Origin of the sequence: Rathayibacter sp. AY1E2, assembly GCF_002932325.1 — a bacterium.
Taxonomy (GTDB): Bacteria; Actinomycetota; Actinomycetes; order Actinomycetales; family Microbacteriaceae; genus Rathayibacter.
This window is the reverse complement of record NZ_PSVO01000021.1, coordinates 1-23102: the sequence shown is the minus strand read 5'-3', so window position 1 is coordinate 23102 and position 23102 is coordinate 1. Positions and strand designations below refer to the sequence as shown.

Genomic DNA, 23102 nt, shown 5'->3' with positions numbered 1-23102 from the left:
TCGCGGGGCCGCGGGGTGCGTCGGGTCCAGATGAACTCGGCCGTTCCCGGAGACGGGAGGGCCGAATGTCGACCATCGATCCGCTGTCACCGTGCAGCATTCAAGGAGCAAAACCAGTGCCAACGATTCAGCAGTTGGTCCGCAAGGGACGCACGCCGAAGGTCACCAAGACCAAGGCGCCCGCCCTGAAGGCCAACCCCCAGCAGCGCGGCGTGTGCACGCGCGTCTACACGACCACGCCCAAGAAGCCGAACTCGGCCCTCCGCAAGGTGGCCCGCGTCAAGCTCTCCAACGGCACCGAGGTCACCGCCTACATCCCCGGCGAGGGCCACAACCTGCAGGAGCACTCGATGGTGCTCGTGCGCGGCGGTCGCGTCAAGGACCTCCCCGGTGTCCGCTACAAGATCGTTCGCGGCGCCCTGGACACCCAGGCCGTCAAGAACCGCAAGCAGGCTCGCAGCCGGTACGGCGCGAAGATGGAGAAGAAGTAATGCCTCGTAAGGGCCCCGCTCCCAAGCGCCCCGTCGTCGCAGACCCCGTCTACGGCGCCCCCATCGTCAGCCAGCTCGTCAACAAGATCCTCCTGGACGGCAAGAAGGGCCTCGCCGAGCGCATCGTCTACGGTGCCCTCGAGGGCGTCGCCGGCAAGAACGGCCAGGACGCGGTCGTCACCCTCAAGAAGGCGCTCGACAACGTCCGCCCGACCCTCGAGGTCCGCAGCCGCCGCGTCGGCGGCTCGACCTACCAGGTCCCGGTCGAGGTCAAGCCCCACCGCGCCAACACCCTCGCGCTCCGCTGGCTCACCAGCTACGCGAAGGCCCGTCGCGAGAAGACGATGACCGAGCGTCTCATGAACGAGATCCTCGACGCGTCGAACGGTCTGGGCGCCGCTGTCAAGCGTCGCGAGGACACCCACAAGATGGCCGAGTCGAACAAGGCCTTCGCGCACTACCGCTGGTAGCGCACCCCGCGGCCGCCTCCGGGCGACCGCGACCACCGGGCCCGCGGCGTCACCGCTGCGGGCCCGGTCCCGGCGGCGGATCGCCCGATCCCCGCGACCGGGCGACCGCCACCACCAGAATCCCAGCCATTCGGCCATGAACCCGGTGCGCTGGCTCCATCACCTATCGGAGGAACTCCGTGGCACAAGATGTGCTCACCGACCTGAACAAGGTCCGCAACATCGGCATCATGGCCCACATCGATGCCGGCAAGACCACCACCACCGAGCGCATCCTGTTCTACACGGGTATCACGCACAAGATCGGCGAGGTCCACGACGGCGCCGCGACGATGGACTGGATGGCGCAGGAGCAGGAGCGCGGCATCACGATCACGTCCGCCGCGACGACCTGCTTCTGGAACAAGAACCAGATCAACATCATCGACACCCCCGGTCACGTCGACTTCACGGTCGAGGTCGAGCGCTCGCTCCGCGTCCTCGACGGCGCCGTCGCCGTCTTCGACGGCAAGGAGGGCGTCGAGCCCCAGTCCGAGACCGTCTGGCGTCAGGCCGACAAGTACGACGTCCCGCGCATCTGCTTCGTCAACAAGATGGACAAGCTCGGCGCCGACTTCTACTACACGGTCGACACGATCATCAAGCGCCTCGGCGCGAAGCCGCTGGTCATCCAGCTGCCCATCGGCGCGGAGTCCTCCTTCGAGGGCGTCGTCGACCTGGTCGAGATGCGCGCGCTCACGTGGCGCGGCGACTCGAAGGGCGACGTCGCGCTCGGCGCGAAGTACGAGATCGAGGAGATCCCGGCCGACCTCGCCGACAAGGCGGCGGAGTACCGCGAGAAGCTCCTCGAGACCGTCGCGGAGACCTCCGACGAGCTGCTCGAGAAGTACTTCGGCGGCGAGGAGCTCACCGTCGCGGAGATCAAGGGCGCCATCCGCAAGATGACCGTCAACTCCGAGATCTACCCGGTGCTCTGCGGCTCGGCGTTCAAGAACCGCGGCGTCCAGCCGATGCTCGACGCTGTCGTGGACTACCTCCCCTCCCCGCTCGACGTCCCCGCCATCGAGGCGCACGACGTCCGCGACGAGGAGAAGGTCATCATGCGCCACGCGGACTCGACCGAGCCCTTCTCGGCGCTCGCGTTCAAGGTCGCCGTGCACCCGTTCTTCGGCCGCCTGACCTACGTCCGCGTCTACTCGGGCAAGCTCGACTCCGGCGCCCAGGTCATCAACTCGACCAAGGGCAAGAAGGAGCGCATCGGCAAGATCTTCCAGATGCACTCCAACAAGGAGAATCCGGTCGACTCGGTCACCGCCGGCCACATCTACGCCGTCATCGGCCTCAAGGACACCACCACCGGTGACACCCTGAGCGACCCGGCCGCGCAGGTCGTGCTCGAGTCGATGACCTTCCCGGAGCCCGTCATCGAGGTCGCCATCGAGCCCAAGACGAAGGCGGACCAGGAGAAGCTCGGCACCGCGATCCAGAAGCTCGCGGAGGAGGACCCCACCTTCCGCACCGAGCAGAACCAGGAGACCGGTCAGACGGTCATCAAGGGAATGGGCGAGCTGCACCTCGACATCCTGGTCGACCGCATGAAGCGCGAGTTCAACGTCGAGGCCAACGTGGGCAAGCCCCAGGTCGCGTACCGCGAGACGATCCGCCGCACGGTCGAGAAGTACGACTACACCCACAAGAAGCAGACGGGTGGCTCCGGCCAGTTCGCGAAGGTCCAGATCACCATCGAGCCGATGGAGGTCGAGGCCGACAAGACCTACGAGTTCGTCAACGGCGTCACCGGTGGCCGCGTCCCGCGCGAGTACATCCCCTCCGTCGACGCGGGCATCCGCGACGCCATGCAGGTCGGCGTGCTCGCCGGCTACCCCATGGTCGGCGTGAAGGCGACCCTGGTCGACGGAGCGGCGCACGACGTCGACTCCTCCGAGATGGCGTTCAAGATCGCCGGCTCGATCGCGTTCAAGGAGGCCTCGCGCAAGGCGCAGCCGGTCCTCCTCGAGCCGCTCATGGCCGTCGAGGTCCGTACTCCCGAGGAGTACATGGGCGACGTCATCGGCGACATCAACTCGCGTCGCGGGATGATCCAGTCGATGGAGGACGCCACCGGCATCAAGGTCATCCGGGCCAACGTCCCGCTGTCCGAGATGTTCGGCTACATCGGAGATCTGCGCTCGAAGACCTCGGGCCGCGCCGTCTACTCGATGACGTTCGAGACCTACGCCGAGGTCCCCAAGGCCGTGGCCGAGGAGATCGTCCAGAAGAACAAGGGCGAGTAGCTCCGCCCCTGGGCCGTCGCCGTTCCCCGGAACGGCGGCGGCCTGGTAGTGTCGTGCGGGTTTGCTGCCGAGTGCAGCGCGCCCCCTGTCGCAGCGGGACGGCCGCACGACCACTGCCGGTAACATACGTACACAAAACCCCCGCAAGTCCTCCTGTCCTCGTGCCGCCCCGTGCGGCCGCCCGGATGCGGATGCTTGCACCTAAGTCCTGAGGAGGACCCACAGTGGCTAAGGCCAAGTTCGAGCGGACCAAGCCGCACGTCAACATCGGAACCATCGGTCACGTCGACCACGGAAAGACCACGCTCACCGCGGCGATCTCGAAGGTTCTGGCGGACAAGTTCCCGTCCGCGACCAACGTCCAGCGTGACTTCGCGTCGATCGACTCCGCTCCCGAGGAGCGCCAGCGCGGCATCACGATCAACATCTCGCACGTCGAGTACGAGACGCCGAAGCGCCACTACGCGCACGTCGACGCCCCGGGTCACGCCGACTACATCAAGAACATGATCACCGGCGCGGCCCAGATGGACGGCGCGATCCTCGTGGTCGCCGCCACCGACGGCCCGATGGCTCAGACCCGTGAGCACGTCCTCCTCGCCAAGCAGGTCGGCGTCCCCTACCTCCTCGTCGCGCTGAACAAGGCCGACATGGTGGACGACGAGGAGATCCTGGAGCTCGTCGAGCTCGAGGTCCGCGAGCTCCTCTCGTCGCAGGGCTTCCCCGGCGACGACGCCCCCGTCGTGCGCGTCTCCGGCCTCAAGGCCCTCGAGGGCGACGACACCTGGACCCAGTCGATCCTCGACCTGATGGACGCGGTCGACGAGTCCATCCCGGACCCGGTGCGCGATAAGGACAAGCCGTTCCTCATGCCGATCGAGGACGTCTTCACGATCACCGGTCGTGGAACCGTCGTCACCGGCCGTGCGGAGCGTGGAACCCTCGCTCTGAACTCCGAGGTCGAGATCGTCGGCATCCGCCCGACGCAGAAGACCACGGTCACCGGAATCGAGATGTTCCACAAGCAGCTCGACGAGGCCTGGGCCGGCGAGAACTGCGGTCTGCTCCTCCGCGGCACCAAGCGCGAGGACGTCGAGCGCGGCCAGGTCGTCGTCAAGCCGGGTTCGGTCACGCCGCACACGGACTTCGAGGGCACCGCGTACATCCTGTCCAAGGATGAGGGTGGGCGTCACAACCCGTTCTACGCGAACTACCGTCCGCAGTTCTACTTCCGCACCACCGACGTCACCGGCGTCATCACGCTGCCCGAGGGCACCGAGATGGTCATGCCCGGCGACACCACCGACATGACGGTCGCGCTGATCCAGCCGATCGCCATGGAGGAGGGCCTCGGCTTCGCCATCCGTGAGGGTGGACGCACCGTGGGTGCCGGTACGGTCACCAAGATCATCAAGTAGGTCCGTCCTACCGATCTCTCGAGAGGGGTCGTCCGCTTCGGCGGGCGGCCCCTCTCGTCGTTCCCGGGGACGCCCGGCTAGCGTGGCGGCATGCCCTTCGTGAAGAGCGACCCCCGTGCCCTCCCGCAGTTCTTCGAGTGGGAGGCGGCCGGCCTGGACTGGCTGCGCGAGGCGGACGGCGGTGCGCGCTGTGTCGGGGTGGAGAGGGTGTCGCCCGGGCGCATCGAGCTGGAGGAGATCCGCTCCGTGCGTCCCTCGGCCGAGTCGGCTCGGGCTCTCGGCGCCGCGCTCGCCCGGACGCACGACGCCGGAGCCGCGGCGTTCGGAGCGCCGCCCCCGGGATGGACCGGCCCCGCCTACATCGGCCGCCGCGGGATGCCGTGCCGCCCGGACGACTCGTGGGGGCGCTTCTACGCGGAGCAGCGGGTGCGGCCGTTCCTCGGCCCCGCCGTGGAGGCGGGCAACCTCACGGCAGCCGAGTCGCGGCTCGTCGAGCAGGCTCTGGGCCGGGTGGCGGCCGGAGCCTTCGACGACGGTGCGGGGCCCGCCCGGATCCACGGGGACCTCTGGACTGGCAACGTGCTCTGGACGGCGGACGGCGCCGTCCTGATCGACCCCGCCGCTCACGGGGGACACCGCGAGACCGATCTGGCGATGCTGGCCCTCTTCGGTGCTCCGCACCTCGACGCCGTCCTCGAGGGCTACCGCGAGCAGCATCCGCTGGGGGCCGGCTACGAGGAGCGGGTGCCACTCCACCAGCTGCACCCGCTCGCCGTCCACGCCGCCGGTCACGGTCCCGCCTACGGCCGCGCCCTGGCAGACGCAGCGGAGCAGGTGATCGCACTGGCCGGCTGACCGGCGCGCCCGCACCGTTCCCCCAGCCGGGAGCGCCACACTGAGGCACGCGCCGCCCTGTGCGCGTTTACAAGGAGGCATCATCGTGGATCTCGGGAAGCTCGGACGCCAGGCCGGCGAACTGCTCAACAGCCGGAAGGCCCAGGACGCGCTGCGGAGCGAGAAGGCCGAGCAGGTCTCCGACCAGACCCTCGAGAAGGCGGGCGAGATCGCCAGCCGCCTCACCAACGGCAAGTACGACGACCGCATCGAGGACCTGAAGCGCCAGGCCGACAAGCGGATCGGCAACGAGTAGCGGCTGCCGACCGACTGCTCGTCCCCGCGGTCAAGCGGGTGCGGGCCTCGGATCCGCCGTCCTATCGTCGGATCGATGGCTGACACTCGCGCGCAACGACTCCGCAGGACCGATTCGAGCGGGCGCGGCTACACCCGGGTGCGCGCGGGCTCTGGCTTCAGCTACCGCGACCCGAAGGGCGCGACCGTCGCCGACAAGGAGCTGCGCGCGCGCTTCGACCATCTCGGCATCCCGCCGGCCTGGACGGACGTCTGGATCGCCCCGAACCCCAACGGGCATATCCAGGCCACCGGCGTCGACTCCGCCGGCCGCCGCCAGTACATCTACCATCCGACCTGGCGCGAGCAGAAGGACCGGATCAAGTTCGACCGGGCGCTGCGGCTCGCGGAGGCCCTGCCGGGGGCGCGCCGGGCCGTGACCATCGCCCTCCGCTCGGACGGACCCAGCCGCGAGCGCGCGCTGGCCACCGCCTTCCGGATGCTCGACACCGGATCGCTCCGCGTCGGCAGCGAGAGGTACGCGAAGGAGCACGGCAGCATCGGCCTCTCGACGCTCCTGTGCGCGCACGCCACGACCCACGGGGACCGGGTCGCCCTCGCCTTCCCCGGGAAGAGCCATCAGGCGTGGACGAGCGAGATCCTCGACCACGACCTCTCGCGCGTCGTCCGTGCTCTCAAGCGTCGTGGGCCGAACGCCCGCCTGCTCGCCTGGAAGGACGGGCGGGAGTGGCGGCCGATCTCGGCGCCCGAGATCAACGACTACGTGCGCGAGCGCGCCGGCGACGACTTCACGGCGAAGGACTTCCGCACTCTGCACGGCACGGTCGCGGCCGCGCTGAGCCTGGCGAAGTCGGGCCCGCAGGCCACGCAGCGCGCTCGGAACTCCGCGATCGCCCAGGCGATGCGCGACGCCTCGGACGTGCTCGGGAACACGCCGACGGTCGCCCGCGCCAGCTACGTCGACCCGCGGCTGCTGGACCACTTCCGCGCCGGCGAGACCATCGACGCGTCGCGCCCCGCGTCGGCCGAGACCGCCGTCCGGGCGCTGCTCTTCGAGTAGCGGGGGAGGCGCTCCGACCCGCGCTGCTGCTCGGAACGACCGGCTCCCCAGGGCCGTCACGACGTGCTCGCGGAGGAGCCGTCCGGCGCGACACGCCCGGGTTGCAGGGGTGGGGCATCTGTGGGAGACTCTTCTAGTTCAAAATTTCCTCTCGGGCGGCGTGCTGCTCGGAGGGGGACACTGCCAGGCAGTGCCGAGACGGCATCGCGGAGGCTCGACCCGAGAGGGCGGCCACGCGGATGCGACGTCGAGGCGGCGGGTAGCAGAACGACAACAACCGACATCTCAACGGTCTCTCCGTGCGTCGTGCGTTCTGCACGCCGATCGGAGCGCCCCAGAGGTGCGGTGCTTTTGACAGAAGAACACTGGTTGCACTTTTCCGGGTCACCGGAGTTCCTTCGCGAGCGCGTCCAATGCGAGACGAGTCCGGCTCCGGCCGGGGGAGTCGCGTACGACGCAATAACAAGAGAGTGAGAGATCACACATGGCGGGACAGAAGATCCGCATCCGACTGAAGTCGTACGACCACGAGGTCATCGACACGTCGGCGCGCAAGATCGTCGACACGGTCACCCGTGCCGGTGCAACGGTGGTCGGCCCCGTGCCGCTGCCGACCGAGAAGAACGTGGTCTGCGTGATCCGTTCTCCCCACAAGTACAAGGACAGCCGCGAGCACTTCGAGATGCGCACCCACAAGCGCCTCATCGACATCATCGACCCGACGCCCAAGGCCGTCGACTCGCTCATGCGCCTCGACCTGCCGGCCGACGTCAACATCGAGATCAAGCTCTAAGGAGGAGTGCCACCATGTCTGTCACTGTTTCCCCCACGCTGAAGACCAGCAAGGGCCTCCTCGGCACCAAGCTCGGAATGACCCAGGTCTGGGACGAGAACAACAAGCTCGTGCCGGTCACCGTCATCGAGATCAGCCCCAACGTCGTGACCCAGGTCCGCACGGAGGAGAAGGACGGCTACACCGCCGTCCAGCTCGCCGCCGGTGCCATCGACCCGCGCAAGGTGAACAAGCCCGCCGCCGGTCACTTCGACGCCGCGGGCGTCACCCCCCGCCGCCACCTCACCGAGGTCCGCACCTCCGACGCCGCCGACTACTCGGCAGGCCAGGAGCTGACCGTGGACGCCGTCTTCGAGGCCGGCACCAAGGTCGACGTCGTCGGCACCAGCAAGGGCAAGGGCTTCGCCGGTGTCATGAAGCGCCACAACTTCAAGGGCGTCTCGGCTTCGCACGGTTCGCACCGCAACCACCGCAAGCCCGGCTCCATCGGCGCCTCCTCGACCCCCAGCCGTGTCTTCAAGGGCATGCGCATGGCCGGTCGCATGGGTGGCGAGCGCGTCACCGTGCTCAACCTCAAGGTGCACTCCGTCGACGCCGAGAAGGGCCTGCTGCTCGTCAAGGGCGCCGTCCCCGGTGCCCGCGGTCGCCTCGTGTTCGTTCGCAACGCCGTGAAGGGAGCGTAGTTCCATGGCTACCTCTGTCGACATCATCGACGTCAAGGGCCAGAAGGCGGGCTCCGTCGAGCTTCCCGCCGCGCTCTTCGACGTCCAGACCAACATCCCCCTCATCCACCAGGTCGTCGTGGCCCAGCTCGCCGCGGCGCGCCAGGGAACCCACAAGACGAAGAACCGCGGTGAGGTCTCCGGAGCCGGTCGCAAGCCGTTCAAGCAGAAGGGAACCGGTCGCGCTCGTCAGGGCTCGATCCGCGCCCCGCACATGACCGGTGGTGGCGTGGTCCACGGACCGACCCCCCGCAGCTACGCGCAGCGCACCCCCAAGAAGATGATCGCCGCGGCTCTGCTCGGCGCTCTCTCGGACCGCGCCCGCGGTGCCCGCATCCACGTGGTCGAGTCCCTCGCCCTCGGCGACACCCCCCGGACCAAGGACGTCCTCGTCCTGCTCGACGCCCTCTCGGTGTCGCGCAACGTCCTCGTGGTGCTCGAGCGCGACGACTACATCGCCGAGCTCTCGCTCCGCAACGTGCCGTTCGTGCACATCCTGCCGGCCGACCAGCTCAACGCGTACGACGTGCTCGTCTCCGACGACATCGTGTTCTCGAAGGGCGCGCTCGACGCGTTCATCGCGGCCAAGTCGGGCGTCGAGTCCAACAAGGAAGAGGTGAACGCATGAGCCAGTCCGCCGCGTTCAACAAGGACCCCCGCGACGTCATCATCTCCCCGGTGGTCTCGGAGAAGTCCTACGGCCTGATCGACGAGGGCAAGTACACCTTCGTGGTCGACCCGCGTTCGAACAAGACCGAGATCAAGCTCGCCATCGAGAAGATCTTCGGCGTCGAGGTCGCGTCGATCAACACGCTGAACCGCCAGGGCAAGACCCGCCGCACGAAGTTCGGCACCGGCAAGCGCAAGGACACCAAGCGCGCGATCGTCACGCTGAAGTCCGGCTCCATCGACATCTTCACGAGCGTCGGCTGAGCCGAAGAAGCGTAGAGGAAACAGACAATGGCTATTCGTAAGTACAAGCCCACGACCCCCGGTCGCCGCGGCTCCAGCGTTGCCGACTTCGCCGAGATCACCCGCTCGACGCCCGAGAAGTCGCTCCTGCGCCCGCTGTCCAAGACCGGTGGCCGCAACAACTCCGGCCGCATCACGACGCGTCACATCGGTGGTGGCCACAAGCGCCAGTACCGTCTGATCGACTTCCGTCGCAACGACAAGGACGGCGTCAACGCCAAGGTCGCTCACATCGAGTACGACCCCAACCGCACGGCGCGCATCGCGCTGCTCCACTTCGTGGACGGCACCAAGCGCTACATCCTGGCCCCGAACAAGCTCTCGCAGGGCGACGTCGTGGAGTCGGGCGCCGGCGCCGACATCAAGCCCGGCAACAACCTGCCGCTGCGCAACATCCCGACCGGTACGGTCATCCACGCCATCGAGATCAAGCCGGGAGGCGGCGCCAAGCTCGCCCGCTCGGCCGGCACCTCGGTCCGCCTCGTCGCCAAGGACGGCCCCTACGCGCAGCTCCGCCTGCCGTCGGGCGAGATCCGCAACGTCGACGCGCGCTGCCGCGCCACGATCGGCGAGGTCGGCAACGCCGAGCAGTCGAACATCAACTGGGGCAAGGCCGGCCGCATGCGCTGGAAGGGCGTCCGCCCGACCGTCCGCGGTGTCGCGATGAACCCGGTCGACCACCCGCACGGTGGTGGAGAGGGCAAGACCTCCGGTGGACGCCACCCGGTCAGCCCGTGGGGTCAGTCCGAGGGACGCACCCGTCGCCCCAACAAGGAGAGCGACAAGCTCATCGTTCGCCGCCGCACCGCCGGTAAGAAGCGCAAGTAGGAGTTGTAGAAGATGCCTCGCAGTCTCAAGAAGGGCCCCTTCGTTGACGACCACCTGCTCCGCAAGGTGTTCACGGCCAACGAAGCCGGCAACAAGAACGTCATCAAGACCTGGTCGCGCCGTTCGATGATCATCCCGGCGATGCTGGGTCACACCATCGCGGTCCACGACGGTCGCAAGCACATCCCCGTGTTCGTGACCGAGACCATGGTCGGCCACAAGCTCGGCGAGTTCGCCCCCACTCGGACCTTCCGCGGTCACGAGAAGGACGACAAGAAGGGCCGTCGCCGCTGACGCGGCGACGAGAAGGAGGAGAGAAATGGTGGAGTCGATCGCACGCGTGCGACACATCCGCGTCACCCCCCAGAAGGCTCGCCGTGTCGTGAACCTGATCCGCGGGAAGCAGGCTCAGGAGGCACTGGCCATCCTGAAGTTCGCGCCGCAGGGTGCGTCCGAGCCCGTCTACAAGCTCGTCGCCTCGGCGATGGCCAACGCTCGCGTCAAGGCCGATGCCTCGAACGAGTACCTCGACGACCAGGACCTGATCGTGTCCCGCGCCTTCGTCGATGAGGGAACCACCCTCAAGCGATTCCAGCCCCGTGCTCAGGGTCGTGCCTTCCGCATCAACAAGCGCACCAGCCACATCACCGTCGTGCTGGCCACTCCTGAGGAGGGGACCAAGTAATGGGTCAGAAAGTAAACCCCTACGGTTTCCGTCTGGGAATCACCACCGACCACGTGTCGCGCTGGTTCTCCGACAGCACCAAGAAGGGCCAGCGGTACAGCGACTACCTCGCCGAGGACGTCAAGATCCGCCGACTCCTCGCCACGCAGCTCGACCGTGCGGGCGTCGCCCGCATCGAGATCGAGCGCACCCGTGACCGCGTCCGCGTCGACATCCACACCGCCCGCCCGGGCATCGTGATCGGCCGCCGCGGCGCCGAGGCCGAGCGCATCCGCGCCGACCTCGAGAAGCTCACGGGCAAGCAGATCCAGCTCAACATCCTCGAGGTCAAGAACCCCGAGGCCGAGGCTCAGCTGGTCGCCCAGGGCATCGCCGAGCAGCTCTCCGCCCGCGTGGCCTTCCGCCGCGCGATGCGCAAGGGCCTGCAGGGTGCTCAGCGCGCCGGCGCCAAGGGCGTCCGCATCCAGGTCTCCGGCCGCCTCGGCGGCGCCGAGATGAGCCGCTCGGAGTTCTACCGCGAGGGGCGCGTGCCGCTGCACACCCTCCGCGCGAACATCGACTACGGCTTCTACGAGGCGAAGACCACCTTCGGCCGCATCGGCGTGAAGGTCTGGATCTACAAGGGCGACATCACCAACAAGGAGCTCGCCCGCGAGCAGGCGAACAGCAAGTCGTCGCGCCCCGAGCGCAGCGACCGTCCGCGCCGTGCACCCCGCCAGCAGAGCGAGGCGCCCGTCGCAGCAGGAGTTGAGGCATAACCATGTTGATTCCGCGTCGAGTCAAGCACCGCAAGCAGCACCACCCGGGCCGGTCCGGCCAGGCCACCGGTGGCACCAAGGTGTCGTTCGGTGAGTTCGGCATCCAGGCCCTCACCCCCGCCTACGTGACCAACCGTCAGATCGAGTCCGCTCGTATCGCGATGACGCGTCACATCAAGCGTGGCGGAAAGGTGTGGATCAACATCTACCCCGACCGTCCGCTCACCAAGAAGCCCGCCGAGACCCGCATGGGTTCCGGTAAGGGCTCGCCGGAGTGGTGGGTCGCGAACGTCAAGCCGGGTCGCGTCCTCTTCGAGGTCGCCGGCGTCGACGAGCAGCTCGCTCGTGAGGCCATGACCCGTGCCATCCACAAGCTGCCCCTCAAGGCACGCATCATCAAGCGCGAGGAGGGAGACGCGTAATGGCGATCGGATCCAAGGAGCTCGCCCCCGCCGAGCTCGACACCTACGAGGACGAGCGTCTCGTCACCGAGCTGAAGAAGGCCAAGGAGGAGCTGTTCAACCTCCGCTTCCAGTCGGCCACCGGTCAGCTGGACACCAACGGCCGCCTGCGTGCCGTCAAGCGCGACATCGCCCGCATCTACACGGTCATCCGTGAGCGCGAGCTGGGCATCCGCGCCACCCCCGCACCCGTCGAGGCCCCGGCCCAGGCGGAGAAGAAGCCGAAGACCAAGAAGGCCGCCAAGGCCGAGGTCGAGGCGACCGAGTCGAACGAGGAGGCCAAGTAATGGCAACCGTCAATGACAGCGCCGGCCACGAGTCGGCCGCCCACGACGTGAAGGAGGCGGGCGCTCGCGGATACCGCAAGACCCGTCGCGGCTACGTCACCAGCGACAAGATGGACAAGACCATCGTCGTCGAGGTCGAGGACCGGGTGAAGCACCCGCTGTACGGCAAGGTCATCCGCCGTACGTCCAAGGTCAAGGTCCACGACGAGCTGAACTCCGCCGGCATCGGCGACTCCGTCGTCATCAGCGAGACCCGTCCCCTCAGCGCCACCAAGCGCTGGCGCCTGGTCGAGATCCTCGAGAAGGCCAAGTAGGCCGCGGCCTACTTGAGTTAGCAGGAGAGACACATGCTTCAGCAAGAATCCCGAGTCAAGGTCGCCGACAACACCGGCGCCAAGATGCTCCTCACCATCCGCGTCCTCGGAGGCTCCGGCCGCCGCTACGCGGGCCTCGGTGACATCATCGTCGCCACCGTCAAGGACGCGATCCCCGGTGGCAACGTGAAGAAGGGCGACGTGGTCAAGGCCGTCATCGTCCGCACCATCAAGCAGACCCGTCGCGCCGACGGCTCGTACATCAAGTTCGACGAGAACGCCGCCGTCATCCTCAAGAACGACGGGGACCCCCGTGGCACCCGCATCTTCGGACCGGTCGGTCGCGAGCTCCGCGACAAGAAGTTCATGAAGATCGTCTCGCTGGCACCGGAGGTTATCTAGTCATGGCCAAGATCAAGAAGGGTGACCTCGTCCAGGTCATCTCGGGCGCTACCCAGGCCCGCGGTGGAGACCGCGGCAAGCAGGGCAAGGTCCTCGAGGTGCTGGTCGAGCGCAACCGCGTCGTCGTCGAGGGCGTGAACTTCGTCAAGAAGCACGTCCGCGTCGGCCAGACGCAGCGCGGCTCGAAGGAGGGCGGCATCGAGACCGTCGAGGCCTCGATCCACATCTCCAACGTCGCGCTCGTCGACCCGAAGACCAAGAAGCCGACCCGGGTCGGCCACCGCAACGTGGCCGTCACCAAGGACGGCGTGACCAAGACCGTTCGCGTGCGCTACGCGAAGGCGTCGGGTGAGGAACTGTAATGACTGACACCACCGCAGTGGCTGCGAAGGTTCAGCCGCGGCTCAAGGCCAAGTACCAGGCCGACATCATCCCCGCTCTCAAGGAGCAGTTCGGCTTCGGCAACGTCCACCAGGTCCCCGGCCTGGTCAAGGTCGTCGTCAACACCGGTGTCGGTGAGGCCGCCCGCGACGGCAAGATCATCGACGGCGCGGTCAAGGACCTCACCGCCATCACCGGTCAGAAGCCGCAGGTCACCAAGGCCCGCAAGTCCATCGCGCAGTTCAAGCTGCGCGAGGGTCAGGCCATCGGCGCTCACGTCACCCTCCGGGGCGACCGCGCCTGGGAGTTCCTGGACCGCCTGCTCTCGGTGGCGCTGCCCCGCATCCGCGACTTCCGCGGGCTGTCGGACCGCCAGTTCGACGGCAACGGCAACTACACCTTCGGCATCACGGAGCAGTCGATCTTCCACGAGATCGACCAGGACCGCATCGACCGCGTCCGCGGCTTCGACGTGACCGTCGTGACCACCGCCAAGACCGACGACGAGGGTCGCGCGCTGCTCAAGCAGCTCGGCTTCCCGTTCAAGTCGTCGGACAACGCGTAAGCAGTAAGCCTCGAGGCCGGGGGACGGTGAGAACCGCCCTCCGGCCTCGTCGTGCGTCCGCCGCCGGACCGGTCCGTCCGGAGCCGGCGGCGGGCGCCACGCGGTATCCCCGGATCCCGTGCACGATCGGCCCTCGACCGCAGGACCTCGGCCATGTAGCATGGCTCGTTGGCCTGCGTTAGCGCGGCCGCATGGGCGTCGACGTCGTCGGCGCCGTCCCACACCACAGGTCGTCACTCTTGTAAAGGGTGCCGAAACCAGGCGAGAAAGGCACCATCAGCCATGACCATGACTGATCCGGTCGCAGATCTGCTGACCAGAATCCGTAACGCGAACTCCGCGCACCACGACTCCATCACCCTCCCGGGCTCGAAGCTCAAGGCGAACATCGCCGAGATCCTCAAGACCGAGGGCTACATCGCCGACTGGAAGGTCGAGGAGGCGCGCGTCGGCACGACGCTCTCCATCTCCCTCAAGTACGGCCCGAACCGCGAGCGCTCGATCGCCGGCATCAAGCGGGTCTCGAAGCCCGGACTCCGCGTGTACGCGAAGTCGGCCGAGATCCCCACCGTGCTCGGCGGCCTCGGCGTCGCCATCCTGTCCACCTCGAGCGGTCTCCTGACCGACCGCCAGGCCGAGAAGAAGGGCGTGGGTGGGGAAGTCCTCGCCTACGTGTGGTAACCCCTCATGTCGCGTATTGGAAGACTCCCCATCGAGATCCCGGCGGGCGTCGACGTCTCCGTCGCCGGATCCGCTGTGACCGTCAAGGGCCCCAAGGGCGAGCTGACCGTCTCGGTCGCCAGCCCCATCCAGGTGTCCGTCGAGAACGGCCAGGTGCTGGTCTCGCGTCCCGATGACGAGCGCGAGTCGCGCTCGCTCCACGGCCTCACCCGCACGCTCATCGCGAACGACATCATCGGTGTCACGCAGGGCTACTCCAAGGGCCTCGAGGTCGTCGGAACCGGTTACCGCGTGCTGGCGAAGGGCTCGGACATCGAGTTCGCGCTCGGCTTCTCGCACCCGGTCGTCGTCACCCCGCCCGCGGGCATCTCGTTCACGGTCGAGGGCAACAACAAGCTCACCGTGCACGGCATCTCGAAGCAGGCCGTCGGTGAGGTGGCCGCCAACATTCGTAAGATCCGCAAGCCCGAGCCCTACAAGGGCAAGGGCGTGCGCTACGCCGGCGAGGTCGTTCGCCGCAAGGCCGGAAAGAGCGGTAAGTGATCATGGGACTCGGAACCAGAGGAAAGAGCAAGTCCGCTGCGCGCGGTCGTCGTCACGACCGTCTGCGCAAGAAGGTCGTCGGATCCGCCGAGCGCCCCCGCCTCGTCGTCAACCGCTCGGCCCGCCACGTCTTCGTGCAGGTCGTCGACGACGCTCAGGGCCGCACCCTCGCGTCGGCGTCGACCCTCGAGGCCGACCTGCGCGTGTTCGACGGCGACAAGACCGCCAAGGCCCGCAAGGTCGGCGAGCTCGTCGCCGAGCGCGCCAAGAACGCCGGTGTCGAGGCGGTCGTCTTCGACCGCGGAGGCAACAAGTACGCCGGTCGCGTCGCCGCGATCGCCGATGGAGCACGAGAGGCAGGGCTCAACCTGTGAGCGCCGCAGAGAACAAGGAACCCGAGGTCGCCGCTGTGTCGGAGGCCCCCGTCGAGACCGCTGCGTCCACGCAGCCGCAGCAGGAGGCTCGTGAGCCCCGCCGCGGCGGCCGCGACCGCAACCAGGGTGGCCGCGACCGCGGTGGCCGTGACGCCGAGAAGAGCCAGTTCCTCGAGCGCGTCGTGACCATCAACCGCGTGTCGAAGGTCGTCAAGGGCGGCCGTCGCTTCAGCTTCACCGCGCTCGTGGTCGTCGGAGACGGCAACGGACTGGTGGGCGTCGGCTACGGCAAGGCCCGCGAGGTCCCGACCGCCATCTCCAAGGGCGTCGAGGAGGCGAAGAAGAACTTCTTCCGCGTCCCCCGCGTCGCCTCGACCATCCCGCACCCCGTCCAGGGTGAGGCCGCCGCCGGTGTGGTGCTCCTGCGCCCCGCCGCCGCGGGTACCGGTGTCATCGCCGGCGGTCCCGTCCGCGCCGTCCTCGAGTGCGCCGGCATCCACGACGTCCTGAGCAAGTCGCTCGGCTCGTCGAACACCATCAACATCGTCCACGCGACCGTCGAGGCTCTGAAGCAGCTCGAGGAGCCGCGCGCCGTCGCCGCTCGTCGTGGTCTCGACTTCGACCAGGTCGCGCCGGCACGTCTCGTCCGTGCCGAGGCCGACGCCCTCGCCGCCGCGTCCAACGCGAAGGCAGGTGCCTGATGGCCCAGCTCAAGGTGACCCAGATCAAGTCGAAGGTCAGCGAGAAGCAGTACCAGCGCGACACGCTGCGCTCGCTCGGCCTCAGGAAGATCGGTCAGAGCGTCGTCCGCGAGGACAACGCCCAGAACCGCGGATACGTGAAGACCGTCGCCCACCTGGTGAAGGTCGAGGAGATTGACTAATGGCTGAGACGAAGAAGGCCGCCGCCGCGGAGTCCACGACTCCCGCGCAGGCGACCACCACGAAGGGCGCGGCGGCGCCGGCGACCAAGGAGCACGTGCTCAAGGTCCACCACCTCCGCCCCGCTGCCGGAGCCAAGAAGGCCAAGACCCGCGTGGGTCGCGGTGAGGGCTCCAAGGGAAAGACCGCCGGTCGCGGCACCAAGGGCACCAAGGCCCGCTACCAGGTGCGCGTCGGCTTCGAGGGTGGGCAGATGCCGCTGCACATGCGCACCCCGAAGCTGCGCGGCTTCAAGAACCCGTTCCGGGTCGAGTACCAGGTCGTGAACCTGTCCGCTCTCGCGGAGCTCTACCCCCAGGGCGGCGACGTCACCATCGGCGACCTGGTCGCCAAGGGTGCTGTCCGCAAGAACGAGAAGGTCAAAGTCCTCGGGGACGGCGACATTGCGGTTAAGCTGAACGTCGCGGTCGACAAGGTCTCCAGCTCTGCCGAGCAGAAGATCGTCGCTGCGGGCGGATCCATCAAGTAGCACCAGCAGCTTGTCGGTCGAGCTTGTCACGCCGACTCCCTCCGGGAGCGCGTGGCAAGCTCGACCTGTATCCCGCACCACAGAATTGAGCAGGAGACCTTAGGTAGTGTTTGGCGCCATTGCGCGGATCTTCCGCACCCCCGACCTCCGCCGCAAGATCGGCTTCACCCTCGCGATCGTGGCGATCTTCCGGCTGGGATCCTTCATCCCTGCTCCGTTCGTCGACTTCAGCGCCGTGCAGGCCTGTCTCGCCGGCAACCAGGGCACCTCGGGTCTCTACGAGCTCGTGAACCTCTTCAGTGGTGGAGCACTGCTCCAGCTGTCGATCTTCGCGCTCGGGATCATGCCGTACATCACGGCGTCGATCATCGTGCAGCTGCTGCGCGTGGTCATCCCTCACTTCGAGACGCTGTACAAGGAGGGGCAGTCCGGTCAGGGCAAGCTCACCCAGTACACGCGGTACCTCACCATCGCGCTCGGCGTCCTCCAGTCGACGACGCTGATCACCGTCGCCCGCTCGGGCGCCCTCTTCGGCAATTCCGGTGTCCCGGAGTGCTCGGCGCTCATCATCACCGACGAGTGGTACTCCATCCTCCTCATGGTCATCACCATGACCGCGGGCACCGGGATCATCATGTGGATGGGCGAGCTCATCACCGAGCGCGGCATCGGCAACGGCATGTCGCTGCTGATCTTCACCTCGATCGCCGCCCAGTTCCCCACCTCCCTGTGGTCGATCGCGCAGTCGCGCGGCTTCGAGACCTTCCTCCTCGTCCTCGGCGTGGGCCTCGTGCTCGTGGTCGCCGTGGTCTTCGTTGAGCAGTCTCAGCGGCGGATCCCCGTGCAGTACGCCAAGCGGATGGTCGGCCGCCGCACCTACGGCGGCAACAACACCTACATCCCGATCAAGGTCAACATGGCCGGCGTCGTGCCCGTCATCTTCGCCTCGTCGCTGCTGTACCTGCCCGCGCTCATCGCGCAGTTCAACCAGCCCGCCGCTGGCCAGGAGGCCCCGGTCTGGGTCACCTGGATCACGAACTACCTCACCAAGGGCGATCACCCGCTCTACATGGCGCTGTACTTCCTCCTGATCGTGGGCTTCACCTACTTCTACGTCGCGATCACCTTCAACCCGGACGAGGTCGCCGACAACATGAAGCGCTACGGCGGCTTCATCCCCGGCATCCGCGCCGGCCGCCCGACCGCCGAGTACCTCAACTACGTGCTCACCCGGGTGACGCTGCCCGGATCGGTCTACCTCGGCCTCATCGCGCTCGTGCCCCTCGTGGCCCTCGCGCTGGTCGGTGCGAACCAGAACTTCCCCTTCGGCGGCACGTCCATCCTGATCATCGTCGGAGTCGGCCTGGAGACGGTGAAGCAGATCGACTCCCAGCTGCAGCAGCGCCACTACGAAGGACTCCTCCGATGACGTCGCACCCGATCGGCTTCCGTCTCCTGCTGATCGGCCCTCCCGGCGCAGGCAAGGGGACCCAGGCCGCTCGGCTGAGCGACATCCTCCGGGTGCCCGCCATCTCGACCGGGGACATCTTCCGCGCGAACGTCGCCAACGAGACCGAGCTCGGTCTCCAGGCGAAGGCCTACCTCGACAACGGGCGCTACGTGCCGGACGAGCTGACCAACGCGATCGTGCACGACCGCCTCCAGGAGGCGGACGCGTCGACCGGATTCCTGCTCGACGGCTACCCGCGCACCACGGAGCAGGTCGACGAGCTCGACCGCATCCTCGCCGCGGACGACAACCGGCTCGACGCGGTCGTCCAGCTGACGGCCGATCCCGACGAGGTCGTCGGCCGCCTTCTCAAGCGCTCGCTCGAGCAGGGGCGCAGCGACGACACCGAGGACGTCATCCGGCGCCGACTCGCGCTCTACGAGGAGCAGACCGCTCCGCTCATCGACGTCTACGCGGCCCGCGGGCTCGTGGTCGTGGTCGACGGCCTCGGGCCGGTCGACGAGGTGACCGAGCGGATCGTCGTCGCCCTCGAGGGCCACCGCGTGGGCCGCCTCGACACCCCGGCCGCCTGAGCCGTGGCGTTCCGCTCCTCGCTCTACAAGACGCCCGCGCAGCTGCGGTCGATGCTCGCTCCGGGCCTCGCCACGGCCGCCTCGCTCGATGCGGTCCGCGCGGCGATCCGCCCGGGCGTCACCACGCTCGAGCTCGACGCGATCGCCGAGTCGGCGATCGTCGCACTCGGCGGCCACTCGAACTTCCAGCTCGTCCCGGGCTACCGGCACACGATCTGCGCCTCGGTCAACGACGAGGTGGTCCACGGCATCCCCGGCGGGCGCGTGCTCGAGCCGGGCGACCTGGTCTCCATCGACAGCGGCGCCGAGATCGACGGCTGGAACGGCGACTCCGCGTTGACGGTGGTCCTGCCCGATCCCTCCCGCCCGGAGGAGGTCGCGGTACGCGCCGAGCTCTCGCGGGTGACCGAGGGATCCCTGTGGCGGGGGATCGCCGCCCTCGCCTCCGCCCGCCATCTCAACGAGGTCGGCGCGGCGATCGAGGAGTACATCGAGGACGAGGCCGAGCGCTCGGGCCGCGTCTACGGCATCCTCACCGACTACATCGGCCACGGCATCGGGCGCACCATGCACGAGGCTCCGCCGGTCTTCAACTACCGGGTGCGCCAGCGCGGCCCCGAGGTGAAGCCGGGACTCGTCGTCGCGATCGAGCCGATGGTCACCGCGGGCAGCGCCGAGACCTTCGTCCGCGAGGACGAGTGGACGGTCGCGACCGAGGACAGCAGCATGGCCGCCCACTGGGAGCACTCCGTCGCCGTGCACCACGACGGCATCTGGGTCACCACGCTCGCCGACGGCGGCGCGGCCGGCCTCGCCCCCTACGGGATCGTGCCGACGCCCTTCGCCTAGAGGCCCCAACGCGGAGCTCCTCAGATCCGATGCGGAGGAGGCTCCTCGTGGCCTCTCGCGCCCGGCGGGGGTCCGTCGGGCGCCCACGAAGCGCGGGAGCGGGAGGACGACAGCGCCCTCCGGCTCCACCCGGAGTGCGGGTGTCGGCTAGCTGTCGATCACCCGCACCAGCTCCTCGATGAAGCCGCCGAAGTCCGTGGAGCGCCGGATGAGGCGCTGCACCTCCGCCCGGTCGGCGAACACCTCGACGAACTGGTCGAACACCGACTGGAAGGTGCTGCGGCCGGCCGAGGCGAACGCGATCATCGCGATCACGTTCACCCGCTGCTCGCCCCACTCCATCGCCGTGTCGTTCACGACGATCGCGATCGAGGTGCGGCGGGCGCTCATCGCCATCGCGTGCGGGACCGCGAGGTTGTCGGTGAACGCCGTGGAGCTCATCCGCTCGCGCTCGATGGCGCCGTCGACGTAGTCCTCGTCGATGATGCCGCCGGCGATCATCCGCTCGCCCAGCATCCGGATCATCGCCGCCTCGTCGCGCGCGTGCACGTTGCGGAAGAACAGCTCCTCGTCGAAGAACTGCAGCAGCTCGTCCTTGATCTGCGCGCGGCGGCGGTGCCGGCGGACGCGGGCGATGGCCCGGCGTACCGTCTCGACGTCGTGGTCGGTGAGGAACGGCTGCACGACCACGACGTCATCGGACGCGGGGCGCTCGTCGATCGTGGTGATCACGAGGTCGGCGGTGAGCCGGTCCCAGTCGACGTCGCTCCGCGTGATCAGCGAGCGCACCTCCACCTCGGTGCCGAGCGAGCGCTCGACGCGCAGGCGCAGCATGTGAGCGAGGTCGTAGTAGTTGGGGCAGACGATCACGCAGGACAGACGCTCCTCCCGCCGGGACACCCGCTCGAGGAACGAGCCGACGTGGAGGGCGATGTAGGCGATCTCGTCCTCGTTGACCACGATGCCCCGCCGGCGCTGCAGCCCGCTCGCCAGGAACACCGCGATCTCGTAGGTCATCGGGTAGCTGGTCTTGATCGAGCGGGTGAGCGGGTTGCGCGAGTAACCGCCCTCGGCGGCCCGGGCGATCAGGTTCCGCACGTGCAGGGCGAGGCGGACGATGAAGCCCTCGTCGTCGAGGTCGACCAGGTACTCGCGGTTGACGTCGGCGACGAGCTCGCGGACGACGGCGAGGTCCTCCGGGTCGAGGTAGTTCTCGACCACGGCGGCGACCGGCTCGTTCTGCCCGGGCGTCGCCACCCGCGTCGTCATCAGGATCGCGAGCTGGGCGAGCTCGGCGTCGGTCAGGCGCGTCGCGAAGTGCCGCTCCACCAGCTCCGCCAGCAGGGCCGCGAGCTCGCCGTGGATTGCGGGGGAGGGGCGGGAGCCTGAGGGGTCCCCGATGCCCCGGGCGACGCGGTCGACGGCGATCGCGATGTGGAGGAGGACGCTGTTCACGCCGTAGTCGTTGATGTAGTAGCCGCGGGTCTCGAGCTCGGCCAGCAGCTCGGTCTTGAAGGCGCCGAGGCCGGGGGAGGCGAACTCGCGCTGGACGTCGTCGAGCGTGAAGACGCCCTGCGCGCTCTCGTCGCGGAACATCCGCGAGATCAGGCGGCGGCGGGCCTCCTCGCTGCCCTCGAGGCGCACCGACGGGCCGCGCCGGACCAGCCCGAGGCCGGCCTCGTCGGCGAGGGCCTTCACCCGGCGCAGATCGGCGTCGACGGTCGACTCGCTCACCGACAGCGCGTCGGCGAGGGCGAAGACGTCCAGGCCCTCGTCGGAGTCGACCAGGCGGCGGACGATGCTGTACAGCCGGTCACGCGGTGTGTCGGGCTCGACGTCGCGGCTGCGCTGCGCCTCCAGGTAGGCCGCGTACGCCTCGCGCGCGAGCCGGTAGCCGTTCGCGGAGGACTCGACCGGCTCCAGGGGGGCGGCCTGCGCCTTCACCGCGGTGACGTAGCTCCGGACGCTGCGGGTGGTGACTCCGAGCCTGTCGGCGAGCTCGTGCGCCGTCACCCAGCCGTCGGCGCGGGAGAGGTACTCCAGCAGTCGTTCGCGGTTGTCAGGCATCAGGCTCCAGGCGTGCGGTCGGGGCGGGCGCCGGGAGCGCCACGACCCTGCCGCGGGCCCGCAGGACGCGGGCGGCGAGTCGTACGTCCCGTCAGTCAATCACCCCGGCGACGCGCCCGGGAGCCCCCGCGCCGCGGGTGGAAGGGGCCGTCTTCCGCCCCCGCGGAAGATTGTCTGCTGGAGGGTGCCGCCCCTCCGAGGGGATGCTTGGATGAATCACGACCCGGACGCGAGGAGGCGAACGAGGTGCGGAAGATCCTGATCGTCTGCGGTGCAGGCGCGTCGAGCACGTTCCTGGCCCACCGGCTGCGAGCGGGCGCGAAGGAGCGCGGCATGGATGCCGTGTTCCGCTCCGAGACCCTCACCGGTCTCGACCACTCCCTCCCCGAGGCCGACGTCCTCCTCGTGGGGCCGCACCTCGAGTCGCAGTTCGACGGACTCCGCCACCGTGCGGAGCTCGTGGGAGCCGCGGCCGCCCTCCTCCCGCCCGATGTCTTCGGAGCGCACGGTGCCGATGCCGTGCTCGAGACCCTGCCCGTCCTCTTCGCCGCTCGCGCGGTCGTCGCAGGCGCGGACGGGGACTCCTCCACCCGCCCGGTCCGTCCGGGCGAGCCCGACTCCGGGCACCACTGATGCAGTCGCGACTGCAGGATCAAGGAGAAACGTTCATGGTCGAGCGCACCGTGCAGGTTGCATCGTCGAAGGGCCTCCACGCCCGCCCCGCCTCGCTCTTCAGCCAGGCCGCGGCGAAGTCGGGTCAGAAGGTCCTCGTCGCCAAGGGCGACGCGACCCCGGTCAACGCCGCGTCGATCCTCGGGATCATCTCGCTCGGCATCGAGCACGGCGACGAGCTCACCGTCAGCGTCGAGGGCGACAACGAGCAGGCCGTCCTCGAGGAGCTCGCGACCTTCCTCACCACCGACCACGACGCGTGACGCAGAGCGTCACGCAAGGCGGCCGGCCCCGGCGCCGGTAGCCGCGGCAGCCCCTGGAGCGTGACGGCGACCCTCACCGGGTCGCATCAGGCGCCTGCGAGACCCGGCCCCGCCCTCTGCCGGCCCCACGCCGCCGCCCCCGCCTCCTCT

At 68.5% G+C, this 23102-nt stretch carries 33 protein-coding genes; 32 read left to right on the top strand and 1 reads right to left on the bottom strand.

Annotated features, from left to right (window positions below; translation table 11 throughout):
• Positions 1-116: 116 nt before the first annotated feature.
• The 30 genes from rpsL (at position 117) to map (ending at position 19950) form a co-directional block, all read left to right on the top strand.
• A complete protein-coding gene (rpsL, locus tag C5C49_RS13650) occupies positions 117-491 on the top strand; it encodes a 30S ribosomal protein S12 (RefSeq protein ID WP_011186743.1) in 375 nt (124 codons plus the stop codon).
• On the top strand, positions 491-961 hold the full coding sequence (gene rpsG / locus C5C49_RS13645) for a 30S ribosomal protein S7 (protein ID WP_068251443.1): 471 nt from the start codon (positions 491-493) through the stop codon (positions 959-961). Before rpsL ends, rpsG begins: the two co-directional genes overlap by 1 nt.
• A 179-nt stretch (positions 962-1140) precedes the next feature.
• The gene (gene fusA, locus C5C49_RS13640; RefSeq protein ID WP_104224571.1) at positions 1141-3255 is read left to right on the top strand and encodes an elongation factor G; all 2115 of its coding nucleotides are present in this window, start codon (positions 1141-1143) and stop codon (positions 3253-3255) included.
• Between the two features lie 224 nt (positions 3256-3479).
• On the top strand, positions 3480-4673 hold the full coding sequence (gene tuf / locus C5C49_RS13635; RefSeq protein ID WP_104224570.1) for an elongation factor Tu: 1194 nt from the start codon (positions 3480-3482) through the stop codon (positions 4671-4673).
• Between the two features lie 90 nt (positions 4674-4763).
• Positions 4764-5528 carry a fructosamine kinase family protein gene (locus C5C49_RS13630; protein ID WP_104346347.1) on the top strand — a complete coding sequence of 255 codons (765 nt, stop codon included), beginning with the start codon at positions 4764-4766 and terminating at the stop codon, positions 5526-5528.
• A gap of 85 nt (positions 5529-5613) precedes the next feature.
• Positions 5614-5823 (top strand): antitoxin, encoded by a 210-nt coding sequence (locus C5C49_RS13625; RefSeq protein ID WP_159939075.1) that lies wholly within the window; start codon positions 5614-5616, stop codon positions 5821-5823.
• A gap of 75 nt (positions 5824-5898) precedes the next feature.
• Positions 5899-6882, top strand: coding sequence for a DNA topoisomerase IB (locus tag C5C49_RS13620; protein ID WP_104346346.1), 984 nt, complete (start codon positions 5899-5901; stop codon positions 6880-6882).
• A gap of 484 nt (positions 6883-7366) precedes the next feature.
• Entirely contained in the window at positions 7367-7675 is a 309-nt protein-coding gene (gene rpsJ / locus C5C49_RS13615) for a 30S ribosomal protein S10 (protein ID WP_005050520.1), read from the top strand.
• A 14-nt stretch (positions 7676-7689) separates the two neighbouring features.
• A complete protein-coding gene (rplC, locus tag C5C49_RS13610) occupies positions 7690-8358 on the top strand; it encodes a 50S ribosomal protein L3 (protein ID WP_104224566.1) in 669 nt (222 codons plus the stop codon).
• A gap of 4 nt (positions 8359-8362) precedes the next feature.
• Positions 8363-9025, top strand: a complete 663-nt coding sequence (gene rplD / locus C5C49_RS13605; protein ID WP_104224565.1) for a 50S ribosomal protein L4 — start codon at positions 8363-8365, stop codon at positions 9023-9025.
• Positions 9022-9330 carry a 50S ribosomal protein L23 gene (gene rplW, locus C5C49_RS13600; protein WP_068209445.1) on the top strand — a complete coding sequence of 103 codons (309 nt, stop codon included), beginning with the start codon at positions 9022-9024 and terminating at the stop codon, positions 9328-9330. The genes rplD and rplW overlap by 4 nt, the downstream gene beginning before the upstream one ends.
• A 27-nt stretch (positions 9331-9357) precedes the next feature.
• Positions 9358-10197, top strand: coding sequence for a 50S ribosomal protein L2 (rplB, locus tag C5C49_RS13595; RefSeq protein WP_068251462.1), 840 nt, complete (start codon positions 9358-9360; stop codon positions 10195-10197).
• 12 nt (positions 10198-10209) lie between these two features.
• On the top strand, positions 10210-10491 hold the full coding sequence (gene rpsS / locus C5C49_RS13590; protein WP_055787078.1) for a 30S ribosomal protein S19: 282 nt from the start codon (positions 10210-10212) through the stop codon (positions 10489-10491).
• A gap of 25 nt (positions 10492-10516) precedes the next feature.
• Entirely contained in the window at positions 10517-10882 is a 366-nt protein-coding gene (rplV, locus tag C5C49_RS13585; protein WP_077221988.1) for a 50S ribosomal protein L22, read from the top strand.
• A complete protein-coding gene (gene rpsC, locus C5C49_RS13580) occupies positions 10882-11640 on the top strand; it encodes a 30S ribosomal protein S3 (RefSeq protein ID WP_068209439.1) in 759 nt (252 codons plus the stop codon). The genes rplV and rpsC overlap by 1 nt, the downstream gene beginning before the upstream one ends.
• Before the next feature lie 2 nt (positions 11641-11642).
• A complete protein-coding gene (gene rplP / locus C5C49_RS13575; RefSeq protein ID WP_068209436.1) occupies positions 11643-12062 on the top strand; it encodes a 50S ribosomal protein L16 in 420 nt (139 codons plus the stop codon).
• A complete protein-coding gene (rpmC, locus tag C5C49_RS13570; RefSeq protein WP_104346345.1) occupies positions 12062-12388 on the top strand; it encodes a 50S ribosomal protein L29 in 327 nt (108 codons plus the stop codon). Before rplP ends, rpmC begins: the two co-directional genes overlap by 1 nt.
• Complete coding sequence (gene rpsQ / locus C5C49_RS13565; protein WP_104224563.1) at positions 12388-12702, top strand: 30S ribosomal protein S17; 315 nt, start codon at positions 12388-12390, stop codon at positions 12700-12702. The genes rpmC and rpsQ overlap by 1 nt, the downstream gene beginning before the upstream one ends.
• A gap of 33 nt (positions 12703-12735) precedes the next feature.
• On the top strand, positions 12736-13104 hold the full coding sequence (gene rplN, locus C5C49_RS13560) for a 50S ribosomal protein L14 (RefSeq protein WP_104224562.1): 369 nt from the start codon (positions 12736-12738) through the stop codon (positions 13102-13104).
• A gap of 2 nt (positions 13105-13106) precedes the next feature.
• On the top strand, positions 13107-13466 hold the full coding sequence (gene rplX / locus C5C49_RS13555) for a 50S ribosomal protein L24 (RefSeq protein WP_104224561.1): 360 nt from the start codon (positions 13107-13109) through the stop codon (positions 13464-13466).
• Positions 13466-14050: a 50S ribosomal protein L5 gene (gene rplE, locus C5C49_RS13550; protein WP_068209425.1), complete on the top strand. Its 585-nt coding sequence runs from the start codon at positions 13466-13468 to the stop codon at positions 14048-14050. Before rplX ends, rplE begins: the two co-directional genes overlap by 1 nt.
• A gap of 282 nt (positions 14051-14332) precedes the next feature.
• Positions 14333-14731, top strand: coding sequence for a 30S ribosomal protein S8 (gene rpsH, locus C5C49_RS13545; RefSeq protein WP_068209423.1), 399 nt, complete (start codon positions 14333-14335; stop codon positions 14729-14731).
• 6 nt (positions 14732-14737) lie between these two features.
• The gene (rplF, locus tag C5C49_RS13540; protein ID WP_104224560.1) at positions 14738-15274 is read left to right on the top strand and encodes a 50S ribosomal protein L6; all 537 of its coding nucleotides are present in this window, start codon (positions 14738-14740) and stop codon (positions 15272-15274) included.
• A 2-nt stretch (positions 15275-15276) separates the two neighbouring features.
• Complete coding sequence (gene rplR / locus C5C49_RS13535; protein ID WP_056037296.1) at positions 15277-15648, top strand: 50S ribosomal protein L18; 372 nt, start codon at positions 15277-15279, stop codon at positions 15646-15648.
• Positions 15645-16349, top strand: coding sequence for a 30S ribosomal protein S5 (rpsE, locus tag C5C49_RS13530; protein ID WP_104224559.1), 705 nt, complete (start codon positions 15645-15647; stop codon positions 16347-16349). Before rplR ends, rpsE begins: the two co-directional genes overlap by 4 nt.
• Positions 16349-16531, top strand: a complete 183-nt coding sequence (rpmD, locus tag C5C49_RS13525; RefSeq protein WP_181024623.1) for a 50S ribosomal protein L30 — start codon at positions 16349-16351, stop codon at positions 16529-16531. The genes rpsE and rpmD overlap by 1 nt, the downstream gene beginning before the upstream one ends.
• On the top strand, positions 16531-17058 hold the full coding sequence (gene rplO / locus C5C49_RS13520) for a 50S ribosomal protein L15 (RefSeq protein ID WP_104226755.1): 528 nt from the start codon (positions 16531-16533) through the stop codon (positions 17056-17058). The genes rpmD and rplO overlap by 1 nt, the downstream gene beginning before the upstream one ends.
• Before the next feature lie 106 nt (positions 17059-17164).
• Positions 17165-18487 carry a preprotein translocase subunit SecY gene (secY, locus tag C5C49_RS13515; RefSeq protein ID WP_104288470.1) on the top strand — a complete coding sequence of 441 codons (1323 nt, stop codon included), beginning with the start codon at positions 17165-17167 and terminating at the stop codon, positions 18485-18487.
• Positions 18484-19101 carry an adenylate kinase gene (locus C5C49_RS13510; protein WP_181028829.1) on the top strand — a complete coding sequence of 206 codons (618 nt, stop codon included), beginning with the start codon at positions 18484-18486 and terminating at the stop codon, positions 19099-19101. The genes secY and C5C49_RS13510 overlap by 4 nt, the downstream gene beginning before the upstream one ends.
• A 3-nt stretch (positions 19102-19104) precedes the next feature.
• Positions 19105-19950 carry a type I methionyl aminopeptidase gene (gene map / locus C5C49_RS13505; RefSeq protein WP_104346344.1) on the top strand — a complete coding sequence of 282 codons (846 nt, stop codon included), beginning with the start codon at positions 19105-19107 and terminating at the stop codon, positions 19948-19950.
• Positions 19951-20097: 147 nt separating this feature from the next.
• On the opposite strand, the gene C5C49_RS13500 is transcribed toward map, so the two are convergent.
• The gene (locus C5C49_RS13500) at positions 20098-22017 is read right to left on the bottom strand and encodes a BglG family transcription antiterminator (RefSeq protein WP_104255705.1); all 1920 of its coding nucleotides are present in this window, start codon (positions 22015-22017) and stop codon (positions 20098-20100) included.
• A gap of 207 nt (positions 22018-22224) precedes the next feature.
• On the opposite strand from C5C49_RS13500, the gene C5C49_RS13495 reads away from it, so the two are divergent.
• Positions 22225-22650: a PTS sugar transporter subunit IIB gene (locus tag C5C49_RS13495; protein WP_181065531.1), complete on the top strand. Its 426-nt coding sequence runs from the start codon at positions 22225-22227 to the stop codon at positions 22648-22650.
• A gap of 35 nt (positions 22651-22685) precedes the next feature.
• Entirely contained in the window at positions 22686-22952 is a 267-nt protein-coding gene (locus tag C5C49_RS13490) for an HPr family phosphocarrier protein (RefSeq protein ID WP_104224553.1), read from the top strand.
• Positions 22953-23102: the final 150 nt, after the last annotated feature.